Origin of the sequence: Paenibacillus sp. FSL M7-0134 (genome assembly GCF_038007865.1) — a bacterium.
In the GTDB taxonomy this organism is placed as follows: Bacteria; Bacillota; Bacilli; order Paenibacillales; family Paenibacillaceae; genus Paenibacillus; species Paenibacillus polymyxa_B.
In genome coordinates, this window is sequence record NZ_JBBOXV010000001.1 from 2,658,713 (window position 1) to 2,671,040 (window position 12,328).

14 protein-coding genes and 2 pseudogenes are annotated in these 12,328 nt (G+C 41.6%); 13 read left to right on the forward strand and 3 right to left on the reverse strand.

The window, feature by feature from the left end:
* Positions 1-163 precede the first annotated feature (163 nt).
* The 7 genes from NSQ58_RS12040 to NSQ58_RS12070 all read left to right on the forward strand — a co-directional run bounded on the left by NSQ58_RS12040 (position 164) and on the right by NSQ58_RS12070 (position 6,246).
* On the forward strand, positions 164-2,689 hold the full coding sequence (locus NSQ58_RS12040; RefSeq protein WP_341057496.1) for a hypothetical protein: 2,526 nt from the start codon (positions 164-166) through the stop codon (positions 2,687-2,689).
* Positions 2,690-2,872: 183 nt separating this feature from the next.
* Complete coding sequence (locus tag NSQ58_RS12045; RefSeq protein ID WP_279832335.1) at positions 2,873-3,661, forward strand: BRO family protein; 789 nt, start codon at positions 2,873-2,875, stop codon at positions 3,659-3,661.
* A 29-nt stretch (positions 3,662-3,690) separates the two neighbouring features.
* Entirely contained in the window at positions 3,691-4,044 is a 354-nt protein-coding gene (locus tag NSQ58_RS12050; protein WP_076158327.1) for a hypothetical protein, read from the forward strand.
* Positions 4,045-4,101: 57 nt separating this feature from the next.
* Positions 4,102-4,323, forward strand: a complete 222-nt coding sequence (locus tag NSQ58_RS12055; RefSeq protein ID WP_279832338.1) for a hypothetical protein — start codon at positions 4,102-4,104, stop codon at positions 4,321-4,323.
* A 22-nt stretch (positions 4,324-4,345) separates the two neighbouring features.
* Positions 4,346-4,747 carry a hypothetical protein gene (locus NSQ58_RS12060; RefSeq protein ID WP_226000880.1) on the forward strand — a complete coding sequence of 134 codons (402 nt, stop codon included), beginning with the start codon at positions 4,346-4,348 and terminating at the stop codon, positions 4,745-4,747.
* Between the two features lie 3 nt (positions 4,748-4,750).
* Positions 4,751-5,671 carry a peptidoglycan recognition protein family protein gene (locus NSQ58_RS12065; protein ID WP_341057499.1) on the forward strand — a complete coding sequence of 307 codons (921 nt, stop codon included), beginning with the start codon at positions 4,751-4,753 and terminating at the stop codon, positions 5,669-5,671.
* 14 nt (positions 5,672-5,685) lie between these two features.
* Positions 5,686-6,246, forward strand: a complete 561-nt coding sequence (locus tag NSQ58_RS12070; RefSeq protein ID WP_341057501.1) for a phage holin, LLH family — start codon at positions 5,686-5,688, stop codon at positions 6,244-6,246.
* A 453-nt stretch (positions 6,247-6,699) separates the two neighbouring features.
* On the opposite strand, the gene NSQ58_RS12075 is transcribed toward NSQ58_RS12070, so the two are convergent.
* Complete coding sequence (locus NSQ58_RS12075; RefSeq protein ID WP_339200424.1) at positions 6,700-7,164, reverse strand: hypothetical protein; 465 nt, start codon at positions 7,162-7,164, stop codon at positions 6,700-6,702.
* A 408-nt stretch (positions 7,165-7,572) separates the two neighbouring features.
* On the opposite strand from NSQ58_RS12075, the gene NSQ58_RS12080 reads away from it, so the two are divergent.
* Both NSQ58_RS12080 and NSQ58_RS12085 read left to right on the forward strand, forming a co-directional pair.
* Positions 7,573-8,019 (forward strand): NucA/NucB deoxyribonuclease domain-containing protein, encoded by a 447-nt coding sequence (locus tag NSQ58_RS12080; protein ID WP_341057502.1) that lies wholly within the window; start codon positions 7,573-7,575, stop codon positions 8,017-8,019.
* 172 nt (positions 8,020-8,191) lie between these two features.
* Positions 8,192-9,451: a Kelch repeat-containing protein gene (locus tag NSQ58_RS12085; protein ID WP_341057503.1), complete on the forward strand. Its 1,260-nt coding sequence runs from the start codon at positions 8,192-8,194 to the stop codon at positions 9,449-9,451.
* A 42-nt stretch (positions 9,452-9,493) separates the two neighbouring features.
* Here NSQ58_RS12085 and NSQ58_RS12090 read toward each other — a convergent pair.
* Positions 9,494-9,694, reverse strand: a pseudogene (locus NSQ58_RS12090) (ATP-dependent DNA ligase); the annotation flags it as partial.
* Positions 9,695-9,696: 2 nt separating this feature from the next.
* Here NSQ58_RS12090 and NSQ58_RS26755 point away from each other — a divergent pair.
* Both NSQ58_RS26755 and NSQ58_RS12095 read left to right on the forward strand, forming a co-directional pair.
* Positions 9,697-9,780 carry a helix-turn-helix domain-containing protein gene (locus NSQ58_RS26755; protein WP_445671674.1) on the forward strand — a complete coding sequence of 28 codons (84 nt, stop codon included), beginning with the start codon at positions 9,697-9,699 and terminating at the stop codon, positions 9,778-9,780.
* A 78-nt stretch (positions 9,781-9,858) separates the two neighbouring features.
* Positions 9,859-10,131, forward strand: a complete 273-nt coding sequence (locus NSQ58_RS12095; RefSeq protein WP_341057504.1) for a hypothetical protein — start codon at positions 9,859-9,861, stop codon at positions 10,129-10,131.
* Positions 10,132-10,158: 27 nt separating this feature from the next.
* Here NSQ58_RS12095 and NSQ58_RS12100 read toward each other — a convergent pair whose 3' ends face one another.
* Complete coding sequence (locus NSQ58_RS12100) at positions 10,159-10,635, reverse strand: DUF3862 domain-containing protein (RefSeq protein WP_341057505.1); 477 nt, start codon at positions 10,633-10,635, stop codon at positions 10,159-10,161.
* 155 nt (positions 10,636-10,790) lie between these two features.
* Between NSQ58_RS12100 and NSQ58_RS12105 the strand changes: the two are divergent.
* Both NSQ58_RS12105 and NSQ58_RS12110 read left to right on the forward strand, forming a co-directional pair.
* Positions 10,791-11,125: pseudogene (locus NSQ58_RS12105) on the forward strand (YolD-like family protein).
* Between the two features lie 113 nt (positions 11,126-11,238).
* Positions 11,239-12,306, forward strand: coding sequence for a thermonuclease family protein (locus NSQ58_RS12110; protein ID WP_341057506.1), 1,068 nt, complete (start codon positions 11,239-11,241; stop codon positions 12,304-12,306).
* The last annotated feature ends 22 nt before the right edge of the window (positions 12,307-12,328 follow it).

Consider the following 12,328-nt stretch of genomic DNA (forward strand, 5'->3'; position numbering starts at 1 on the left):
ATGGTCGAGAAAACAAAATCCTAGACTGCCGAACTTCTATTGGACTATCATTTCCCGTTAGTTGAACGCCCAACCTCACTTTATTTTTATTGGCCAAAAAGCATATTCCGATAAGACTGGGGGAATCATTTTAACTAAAATAAAGAAAAGTTGGTGAATATGCATGCTGATTACAGAGCTCGAAGCGACTTTGCAAACGGGGATGAGTGGCGAAGAATTTACCTTGCCCAATGAATTCAATGCGTTAATACAGACCTTCATTTCTGGTAGGTTGGTGCTGAACGACGCTTCTATACAAATGCAGAATGAAAGCAGCATTCTAATTCGGGGACAGAGTAGAGTGGAAATTCTAGGGCTAACCCAACCTTTGTTGGTGCTAGAATTTTTTCTCGTCGCTGATAAGCCGGAGTGTACGATTGGGGTTGAGCTGCCTGATGGGTGGGAGCCAGCAAATGTAGCTACATGGTTGCAAAATACGCTTTCCATCTTTCAATCTTCATATAACTTGTATAACTCGGGACTTGTTTTCGCCTCGGTCGAAAACGTACCCTTTCCACCAACCCTTTTTACTGTCCATCCAGAGTCCGTAACCCAAGGGACTTCCTTTTTTTCTACACTGGATATTCAAGGTCAACCGATTTCCCTATTGCAAAGCATCTTCGGCAGACTAAATCCACTTGCTCTGAATACGCCTCTGCCTACTGGGACTTTTACAGGACCTATTGAGGTTAAAGTACCGAGTGATCCTCCCGCCATTGGTTCGCTCCAACTTTCGAATCCTCGGATTATCATTATGACGGATTCTCTTCAGCTTCAGACAACACTCAAACTAGACATTCAAAACGACACTTTATTTTTAGATGGCGGGGGAACTGTTTTTCCGAACGGAACTTTTGAATTCACATTTGCTTTAACCGGGGTTAGAAAACATGGTCAAGAGAAGGCAGATACAACTGGCTGGATTGATCCCTTTGGCTTTTCTGGCTTTACCATACAAGAGCTTGGCGTAGGTATTGCTATGGGCACAAGAGGAACTGAAATTAGCTTATCTGGTGAAATTGCCATAGGAGAGGAAGGTTCAGCTGATCAGATCATCATGGAGGCAGGGGGCAAGTTTATTAATGGCCAACTCCCATCCGCATTACTCGCTTCCCTTCGGGCGTCGTCATCCTCTCAAAACGGGATTCCGCTTTCACGTCTGGTTGAACATTTCACAAGGATGCCAGTGGGGGACTTCATTCTGCTTCAAGAAGTTAAGATTAAAGACTTAACAATGTATGTTGTCGCTGATCCTAATGGTTTTCGGCCGCCATCAGACCCCGGTAAGATCTATCATGGTTTAACGATGAATGCTGAGGTGTCACTATTCGGTTTGGCATGCAGATCGAAAATCGAATTTCAGCAAAATAAAGGGGTTAAAGCAGAAGGAGAGCTAGGGATCATTGACTTGGGCGGGGTCCTAAAGATTACCGACCAAACGGGTACGAAAGGTCCTTTTTTCATCATCGACTCAACTCAAACTAGTTTGTGGACAGAGAAAGTCGGATATATACATCTCTCTGCAAATATGTCTCTATTCGGCTTAACGCAAAGTGTGGAGATTAAAGCGGCGAAGAATACCTTTGAGTGTTCGCTAGCATTCAAAGTGCAGGGACTTTCTGATTTTCAGCTCCGTTGTCAGTTGTCAGGGAAGGATAGCTTTGTAGGTCAGGCGGATCTGATATTTGATTTTTCGAACGAAAATATTGAATTGAAGGTAAATGATATAACCATTGCTACATTTGCGTTGGGTACAAGAGTAACGGGAAAACTGTATGTTTCACTCAATCGGGAGATATTTCTTCTAGAGGTCGCTGCAACGCTGGAACTACCTGGCCTTCCAATCCTAAACATGAATTTAAATTTTAACAATACTATTACCAACTTAGAAGGAATTCGAGATGAGATCTTAAAATCTATTAGGAGAGGGGTAGAAGAAACCTACAATCCAACCCTACTTGATCCACTTGCTCTAGTGAATATGCTCAATTTAGACGGTTGGAATCCGGATCAAATAGCCATGAAGCTAAAAAATCTTAACCATACCTCTTCTGACATCGCGAGGGGGTTAAATGAGAAGCTCGGATTAAATGGTAACGAGGCAACGATAGCATTAAAAGCGGCCTTTCCAGATGTAAGCGAAGTGACTACAGCATTAGGCGCAGTATGGGATGATATTGAACCCAACGCCATGGCTGCAATTCTTAACCAAGCAGGCTACTCTATCCGGGAGGTGGCCAAAGGCATTCAGGATTCCCTAAGGTGGAACAATGAAAGTGATGCTTATAAAACTGTAGGAATAGCACTTAAAACGCAATTTCCCGAAATAGATGATATCACGATTGGGATCGAGAGCTTATATGAAAAACTTCCAAACGAATTTATGGCCAAGTATTTTAATGATATCGGTTTTTCAGCAGAGGAAATCGCTTCCCATGCAAAAATCAAGTGGGAATGGGATATAGAAAAGATGGGCGACGTCCTTGGAAATCAGTTAGATCTGAAGCCAGAAGAAATTATTAAAGTAATGGAAAAAGTGGGTTTTCCTCAACCTGACATCACGAAACTAAAGTTGACTCTGCCGGGCGGACATTTGCCTGATCCGTCCGAGTGGGTTCCCGATCCGAGAGATTGGATTCCCCGTTTGTAGCATTGCTGCTTAACTGCCGTTAGCTTAATGACGTATAGTCAGTCTAATGCTTCATTTTCACTGAACAATATTTCCCTTTAAAATCCGTAGCTTTATAGTAACAAAACCAATTTAAGATATAAGTATGAAAGCCTCTGATAACTCAGAGGCTTATTTTGCGTACAAAGAAAGGTGAGATCAGTAATGGATATACTTACAATTCACGGAGTAAGAGGTTTTATTGATGGGAATGGTACAGCTCAACTGAATTTAGGAGATACGGTGCGCGGCCTTGGATTTACTAAGTGCGAAACCAAAAACGGGAAGGAATACAACAGCATCCGGTGGGAACGCATTTTTGAATACCTGGATGAGTTTGGTTTCGACCACAAGTGGGCGAAAGAATCTTATATACCTGAGAATGTTTTCTATCGTCTTGCAATGAAGGCAAAAAGTGAAGTAGCTGAAGCATTTCAGGCTAAGGTGGCAGATGAGGTACTACCTTCTATTAGAAAGACCGGAGGATACATAGCGAACGAAAATGCATTCATTGAAACATATCTCCCTTTTGCTGACGACCAGACCAGAGCCATGTTCAAACAGACTTTAGCGGTTGTGCGACAACAAAACGAAGTAATCATATCCCAACGTGAAGAAATTGAATATAAAGAGACGGTCATTGTCGGGTTAGTTGATGATATCGACCTTGCTGCCAAGCGACAAATTTTAAATAGAGTTGTCCGTAGAGGTGGGAAGAGGTATCAAGAACGCTGGCGTGAGCTGTACAAACAATTCGAGATGAAATATCACATCAATTTATCTGCTCGGTTGGATCGCTATAACGAAAATAATAAGCCGAAATTGAAAAATAAAATTGAATACATTGACAAAGTGATGGAAAAGATTCCAGAGCTTTATGAAATTGCGGCGAAGCTCTATGAGAACGATGTGAAAGAGCTTGCTCAGGAACTGTATGAATTGAACGCAAGATAGTAAAACTCACAAGAAAGGCGATGACCTTAATGTCAGATAAAATGATTGAGTCTAACCCAAAGGAACTTGTTCGCTTGTTTGAAATCATCAATCAGTTCGGATCGACCTGTAGTTTGGAGTTTCAAATTGAGGGACAAGCCGATCCGCTGATGGGAATGGTTGATGAAAAAATCATTCCTGAGTTTTATGAAGGAGACGGTACTGGAGCTGCAATAGCTTTAGAACTTGGAGCCACTACTTTTTCTTTTGAAATCGAAAAACATAAATTTTCGAAATATATTTCCGAGATGCAGTTCACCATATGTATTGTAGGCTCGGGATATGCAGTTTGGTTCAATAGCGGTGTAATTCCGCCAGAAGGTATTTCCATAGCAAAACAATGACGGCAAGACACTTTTAATAAGGTGTCTTTTTTTCGTTCGAAGGAGGTGATTGAACCCATGGCAAAGATAAAATCCACATTGGATATACAACTAGATCTAACCAGACCTGTTGAGGATTTGACTGAGGTCATTTCTGCTGTAATTGCTTCACATCCAGCACGCCGGAAGGAAATTCTTATAGGTTTGGATATTGCGGTAGCAAATGCATTAGCAGAGATACAGGCCCAAGAAGAAAAGGATCAAAAAGCAAATGATGATAGCTCAGGAAAAGTTTCCTGAACGGAGAGACGGGGGAAAGGGTATGCCGGAAGGAGACGTGATGGCGATTGAACAATTGCACACGAAAACAGAAGAGTTAACAGTTCAACTACAGAATCTAAGTGGTGAATTCGCTAGGTTATCCGCTCAGGCTGTATCGGATGGGGCGCGTTTTAAACTGATAGAGCAGACGACAGGGCGGCATGATGATGAGATTCGACAATTGAAGGATTCCACACGGATGATGCAACTGCAATTTGATCAAGTAATGACCAAGATCGACACGTTGGAAATGAAACTGTTTAGCTGGCTCCAACAAACTCAGCAGGACAGTGTTAAGGAACGAACCACAAATAATAAACAGTGGTTTAACTTTCTGACCTTTGTATTGGGCGGCACCATAATTGCTATCGTTACAGCGGTATTCGTAAAAGGGGGATTGTGATAATTGTTTAATCAAACCAAATACACGATAGAACGGCGCTACATAAACAAGCGCCATAACGTAAGACCGGGTACTCGATTAACATCGGGTGCGCCGGTCTTTTTGGTTGCACACGATACAGGTAATCCTGGTGCGCCTGCGGATAATCATTTCACCTATTTCCAAAATCTAAAAGACCAGTCCGCGTCTGCTCAGGTGTTTGTGGATGATAAAAAGATACTGGAGATTATCCCAACTGGTACCGGACCAGACGCAGCTGAGAAGGCTTGGCACGTTTTGTACAACGTCACCACGGATAACGAGCGGTTTGGCGACGATGCGAACGATATCGCATTAGGCGTGGAATTGTGTTTTGGCGGCAAAATCAACACGCTGGAGGCTTACAAACGCTTTGTGTGGTACCTGGCCTACTGTTGCAATAAATGGGGGATTAACCCACGTACACACATACCGAGCCATAAGCAGCTTGACCCATCACGTAAGAGGGACGTAGACCAAGCTCTATCGACGGTAGGTAAGACGCTAAAGGAATTGGTTTATGACGTGGAAACAGAGCTTAAAGGCGCTTCTGTGGCTCCTGCTTCGTTGGACTTTACGCCATTACCTGTGTATATCGCTCAATCCTTGATTGATAACTATGTATCTCCGGCTTGGTTCGCTTCTCAAAAGGCAGGAGACGATGTGGGCAAGACACATTTCCATAACCTAGCCAATAACCTTCGCGCTGCGGCCGGACTGAATGAAAAGAATCTGCCGCTTGCCGGACCTGTGAAGCTGTTTAAATCCAATGCTCAAGAAATTATTTTCCGCTGGCTCCAACCAGCTTGGTTTAAAGCGAAACAAGCGGCTGACAAGGAACAAATGCAACATTTCAATAATCTGGCCAACTATCTGCGGCGTGCTGCAGGTTTGCCAACACAATAAGAGGGGGATTTTATATGCAAACTATTATCGAAACTGTACAACCATACGTAACAACTATTGCTACAGCCGCCATAGGCGTACTTACAACGTTCGTTCTTGCTGGACTAAATACAGTGAAGGTAAAAGTAAATACATGGCTGGAGGCACGTACAACGGCGGCTCAACGGGAAGTAATCCATAAGATAGCAGGAGAGGGCTTTGCTTTTGCTCAGACAGCATTTAAAGAAGCCGGGGGAGAACGTAGGCTTCAGGAGGCTTTGCAGTATGCCTCACTTACTCTTACCAGTCAAGGTATCGTAGTATCCCAAGTAGAGTTAAAGTCTGCAATAGAGAAGGCATATCTGGAGTATAAGGCTAAGACAAAAGCGGTACTCGCTACTGAAGCACAGCCGGACGAGGATGCAGCACAGGTAGCAGTTAAGGAAGCTGTATCTGGTCTAGCTGCAAAGCTTAATGATTTCTTGGCTCAGGCTACAGCAGAGGCGGGAACCGTTGCTTCTGCGCAGGTTCAACCTACATTCGAGCCTATTTCAGCACCGGCAGAAGTTGTTAAAGCACCTACATCCACTGAATAGAGCAATAGAACTGTTGTATAATCTGAAACGTGAAGCGCTACTGTGCTCATTATTTTTAGAGCGGATAGCAATATGGTTATTAAGTAACTGGTGTAAATGATGTATCTTAGGCGGTGATTGGGTACATCTTGGCCGAGGCTTGTGTGGATGGCAGTCGGCTGGAGTTACGGGGACTGACGAGCTTAATAATCGTAACCATTAGTAGGGTCAGTAATTTGCTGAATTAGTTGGCAGTTTTCTTGAGAATAAGGCGCCTCTTGATCATTTACAATGAATTTAAAGAGGCGCTTTATATTTTTTATAATTATACAGTACAACCACCTGTTATTTTTACTTTTCTCTAATGTTGTTGACTAGCCCACTCAGACATGTTTAAAGTTGCCCAGCAACCGTTTTTAATAGTGTACTGAAACACTGAACGCTACTTTTCGTCATCAGACAATTAAACATGTACTAGTTAGCTACAGATCTGTCCACTACTTCTAAGCGAATGTTTTTGATAGACACCTGCCATGAGTTAGCTTCTATCTTAACGTACCGGATATGGCTCACTTCTGGGTGTTTACTCTTGTATATTGTCCAAGGAATAGTGTAAACACCATCATATCTATCATAATACAACGGTGTCGAATCCTCTAAGTACCATTTTACTCCATCCTGAGAATAGTACAGGGAAACCCACTCAGGACGATCTCCAGTATTTTCTGTTTTCGCATTGTAAACACTCTTTATGCTATACATGTCTCGCGGAACTCCAGGATCTCCTAGGTCAAAGGTGTAAGACGTACCTCCATCTTTAACTTCCCACGTTTGGCCTACATGGTAGGTATCTGCCGAAACTGTTTCAGGATAACTAGGAAGAATGGTGACTAAAGTAATCATTGCCATTAATAAAATTGAAAACCATTTATTTCTCATTTAATTTCATCCTCTCAAGTTGTTCCCGCATTAGATATCTAGTTGTTTTTTTATCCTGTTTTTAAAAGGCAGGTCTATTTATCAACCGGGTTATTATTTACTCTAAAATCATCGTAACTGAACAGATACGTAGTGTAGTAAGCCACGTCACTGTCTGAAGCGGCAAAGCAGTGTCTCAATTCTTACTGATTATGTTACTAAATCTAATTAATTCCTCATTAGAGAGCCAACCCCCTGTCATATCTTAACTATATTTGTAATTATGAAGAATAAAATGTAAATTTCATATAGGAGTAAATGCCTATTTAGCATTTTGTTATGTGCATTTTTAGAAAGAACGATATTATATAGAAGCATCAGTGACACCCTGCTGGGGTATTTTTCTGTTTTATAGGGGGAGGAACACATATGTTTAGATGGATATTTACCGTGTTGATAACAGTCCTATTAGCTGGATGCAGTGTACAACAAGACGTTGTAAAGACCACTAAGAGCGACCCTGTAGCCGTTCCGGTAACGCAGGTATCTGCCGATACGGTCAAGCTGGAATTTCCGTCAGCCAAGTACCCAGAAACGGCCCAGCACATTAAAGAGGCTATAGCAGCAGGAAAGTCACCAGTATGCACCATCGACCGAGCAGGAGCTGATCATAACCGAGAACTATCTCTTAAAGGCGTACCAACTAAAAAGGGTAAGGATCGAGACGAGTGGCCAATGGCGATGTGCTCCGAAGGTGGAGAGGGTGCGGACATTAAGTACATAAGTCCAAAGGATAATCGTGGAGCTGGATCATGGGTCGGTCATAAGCTAGATAAGTATGCTGATGGAACTAAGGTAAGATTCATAGTGAAATAAAGATAAGGACTCAACCAGTATAGAAGCTGGCATGAGTCCTTTTTTAATACCCAATAAAAAATAAATATGCAAGAATATAGAACATATTTATAGATAAGCAAGTTTATGTTTAGACTCATTAGATCGAATCGAGTAATCTTAGCATACAAAAACAAAAAGGGGAGAAATTGTTTTGAAAAGATTATTTATGTTTCTTATTATTTGCATAGCTTTTTTCTCAACAGAAAAACAGATATTTGCTGAACAAAATGCTTGGATAAGCGAGACCAATTTGAATAATAAAATTGACAGAGTAACCCTAGTAACCGTTAATGGCAAGATATATTCAATTGGCGGACATGATCCGAATAAATTTTATGACACAATTGATGTTTATGATCCTGAAACTAAAACATGGACGCAAAAAGGAAAACTCCCGACACCAAGAGGAACGGTAAGCGCTGCTGTATATGATGGGAAAATATATATTACAGGAGGCGAGCCTATTAATGACAAACTGGATATCTACGACCCCATAACAAATGAGTGGAAGAAGGGGAAATCACTTCCCAAGGTTGTAGCTGGTCACGCCTCTCAATTTGTAAATGGAAAGCTTCTTGTAATAGGTGGATTCAATATTTATAACAATGCATCCGCAGATGTTTACGAGTATGATCCAAGTACCGATAGCTGGACTACAAAAGCTAGCTTATCCACTCCTCGTAGATATATCACATCTGCTTTAGTTAATGGAAAGGTATATGCAATAGGTGGTTTCGATGAATCAAAAGGCTTGCTTTCTTCTATAGAAGAATATGATCCTCAAGCTAATACTTGGACAACAAAGTCACCAATGTCCACCAAACGTATGGGGCTGTCAGCTGCAGTGTTAAACAATGAAATATATGTCATTGGAGGTAATACTGCTACTGAAAAGATAAGCGGGCCAGCAACGGATGAAGTTGAAAAATATAACCCCAAGACAGATACATGGTCTAAAGTACCTAGCATACTAACTGCAAGGGGGCTTTTATCGGCAGTGAGCTTGAATAATACAATATATGTAGCAGGCGGATCTAATAAATCCGTATACTTTTCAGACTTTGAGAAATATGCGCCTGGCGATAATGGAACCTCTCCAAGCCAACCAGGAGATCCAGGAACCTCTCCAAGTCAACCGGGAGATCCAGGAACCTCTCAACCCAATAACCCGGTGGGAGATCGTGCTATTCTGGTAGTCACCATGACAACTGGCTTAGAGAAGGAATTTGACCTAAGCATAAAAGAGGTCAATGACTTTATCTCATGGTACGAAAGTAAGCAGGCTGGTTCTGGATCGGCTTCATATGCAATCAACAAGCACGATAACAATAAAGGCCCATTCAGCAGCCGTAAGGATTATATGCTGTATGATCGTATCCTAACGTTTGAAGTAAGTGAATACTCTAAATAAAACAATCCCCGCCGACCAATAAAGGTTAGCGGGGATTTTCTATTAGACGATAAATTCAGTGAACACTGGACTCCGCAGCAGACCCGCCTTTGTCCAGTTCCGCATTTTAACACGGGCTCTTATACGCGGCTCCACGTAAACATACTCTTGGTCTTCGCCGGTTATCAGCGCTTTAGACACACCAGAAAACGCCTTTTTATGAGTTGGGTTGGCGCCAAACTCGATAATACCAGCTGGACGTATCATTGGAGGTCGTTGAAAAGCTGTGCGCATATTTCGATGTGCAGCCAAACGATATTATTGAGTATGTAAAGGAGCAGGAGGGGTAATATCCTCGCTGCTCCTTTTTTTGCGTCTTGAATAACGAACGCTTGTTTGCATATAATAGTCACAGAGAGGTGATCAACATGTTACCAGACATCGAACGAAAATTACTGCGGATACTCTACAACTATTCAGCAGGCCGCAGACGGATGCCCACTATGAAGGAACTGGAGATAAAGACAGGTAGGAGTGTAGCGGATATAAAGGCGGGCCTGCTGGCTTTGGAACAAGACAACTATATTGCATGGGATAACAAGAGCGATACCCGCCACATCATGATAATAGAGGGCTGGGATCGCGATCAAAAGATCGTTACGCCTCCAGGTGCGGCGAATAGATACTATACAGAATATTAAAGCCCCGGATTTCTCCGGGGCTATTTTTTATTTAAGTCCATATTGGGTCTTGTTTGTTAATTTTCCTCCTTGAAACATCATACTAGCGTTTGCTCCAAGTGAACCTTCACCTTCATACTGATATAAGACTGTATGAAATGGAGTGCCGGCTTCCTCACTTTCAGAAACAAGCTCTCCATAATCCCCGATTATATCGGTTACTTGTTCATAATTCATTCCTATTTCAATACGATTGAATTCCCCAACACTTATCGTTGGTTTATTTTCGATGATTTCTTTTTCCATAGGTTCCGTGTGGTAGCTTTGAGTTTTTGCGGGCGAATAATCATTACTTTGCATTAGTTCAGGACTGTTCGACATAGAGAAGACAACTCCTAAAATAAACGTTCCAAGAGATGAGAAAAACATCCATTTCGCTCTTCCTGTCTTTCTAAATAAAGATATTACGCCTAATACAATGAATGCGATAAAAGCGAAAAAACACAACACTGCCAATATAGCCAATGCGCAACCCCCTGATTCAATCTATATTACAGCAGTCTATCAAACCTAGGAATATTTTTCTAGTACAAAAGTTTCAGATATGGCAGATAAAAACCCTTGTAAGGAACAAATGTTCGCTATATAATTTGTACATCAGAATACAGGAGGCGGTTAAGTTGGGTAAAAAGCTTGAGGAAAATGGGTTATGGGAAAGCTCGCGCATTATCATACCGGAACATAAAGAAGCTTATTTAAAGCTCATGCAGGATCGTCAGCGCCGGGGAAACCAGAACTCGACGACCAAGAGGTACAGCTAATTGAACAGGCGCTAATAGAGTCCTACAACTCACGTACAAGCGTTTCAGTTACCGTATTCAGCCCGTTTGATGATACGGTTATGACTGGCGTAGTTACGTCAATTAACACCGCAAGACGCGAAGTAAAACTGTTTCGTGGTGAGGATGATTTTAGTTGGATCAAGTTGGAGGAGATCATTTCAGCAAGTAACTAGCAGATAAATCTTGAGAATAGCAAAATATTCGTGCGATTTTTGTAATAAAATTATATATATTGGAAATTGTTCATGGTATATTTATCCTAGAACTAAATGCCTAGGGGGATATCATGAGAAGTAATGGAAAGGGAAAGATCATAGGAATTATCTTTGCAGTAATTATAGCTGTTGCGATTATTAAGTATTTAGGATTGCTTATTATCGCAGGAGGGCTTGGCTACTGGGGTTATAAAAAATATCAGAATGCTAAGAGAGCAAATCAAAAAAGCAAACTAGCTATAGTTTTATTTTCACTTGCCGGAATTTTCTTTCTAGCGTTCATCGGCAATCTGTCTATTGTTAAGCAGCAGGAATTAGCGAATAAAGTACCAGCTGTTCCAGCTAAAGTAGAACAAACTTCTGCGGTGCCTACTACAACTAAATCTGGGCAAACTTCAAACATTGTTTCTACCTCAGCATCTAACGAAAAGGCGGATTCTGAACAACCAAAACGTATTTCTATAACTTTAATAGCGGGAACGGATGGAGATACATTTAAAGCATCAGTTCAAGGGAAAGAGGAAAAGATTCGACTACTCCTAGTAGATACGCCAGAAAGCGTAAAACAGGGTACACCAGTCCAACCGTTCGCAAAAGAAGCTTCGGCTTTTACGCTGAAGCAATTAAAGCAGGGTAATCTTTCCCTAGAGCTTGATGTTTCAGAACGAGATAAGTATGGTCGTCTACTTGGTTATGTATGGGTTGGAGATAAGATGTTGAATGAAATGTTAATCGAGAAAGGTTATGCTCGGGTGGCCTACATAAATCCTCCAAACGTTAAATATGTCGATCAATTCAAGGAGATTCAAGCTACTGCTCAAAAGAGTGGAACAGGCATCTGGAGTATTGAAAACTATGCGCAAGAAGATGGATTCAATCAGAAGGCAGCTCAAAAGGCAACTGCAAAGACTGAATCTAAAAGTAATGATTCAAGTGTAAAAGAATCTAAGCCTAAAGTAGTTACTCCTAAAAAGGAAGTCGTCCAAACTTATTCTGAACCAAGAGAATCATCAAGCAATGTATACTATAAAAACTGTTCTGCGGTTCGTGCTGCTGGTGCCGATCCAATTTATGAAGGTGAACCAGGTTATAGTAGGAAACTGGATCGTGATGGTGACGGAGTGGGATGTGAAAGATAAGAATTTTAGTTAATGGAGAGTG

Excerpts from the sequence above, each read along its gene's own strand:
- NSQ58_RS12040 (WP_341057496.1), top strand. The coding sequence starts at position 164 with ATGCTGATTACAGAGCTCGAAGCGACTTTGCAAACGGGGATGAGTGGC.
- NSQ58_RS12045 (WP_279832335.1), top strand. The coding sequence starts at position 2,873 with ATGGATATACTTACAATTCACGGAGTAAGAGGTTTTATTGATGGGAAT.
- NSQ58_RS12050 (WP_076158327.1), top strand. The coding sequence starts at position 3,691 with ATGTCAGATAAAATGATTGAGTCTAACCCAAAGGAACTTGTTCGCTTG.
- NSQ58_RS12055 (WP_279832338.1), top strand. The coding sequence starts at position 4,102 with ATGGCAAAGATAAAATCCACATTGGATATACAACTAGATCTAACCAGA.
- NSQ58_RS12060 (WP_226000880.1), top strand. The coding sequence starts at position 4,346 with ATGCCGGAAGGAGACGTGATGGCGATTGAACAATTGCACACGAAAACA.
- NSQ58_RS12070 (WP_341057501.1), top strand. The coding sequence starts at position 5,686 with ATGCAAACTATTATCGAAACTGTACAACCATACGTAACAACTATTGCT.
- NSQ58_RS12075 (WP_339200424.1), bottom strand. The coding sequence starts at position 7,164 with ATGAGAAATAAATGGTTTTCAATTTTATTAATGGCAATGATTACTTTA.
- NSQ58_RS12080 (WP_341057502.1), top strand. The coding sequence starts at position 7,573 with ATGTTTAGATGGATATTTACCGTGTTGATAACAGTCCTATTAGCTGGA.
- NSQ58_RS12095 (WP_341057504.1), top strand. The coding sequence starts at position 9,859 with ATGTTACCAGACATCGAACGAAAATTACTGCGGATACTCTACAACTAT.
- NSQ58_RS12110 (WP_341057506.1), top strand. The coding sequence starts at position 11,239 with ATGAGAAGTAATGGAAAGGGAAAGATCATAGGAATTATCTTTGCAGTA.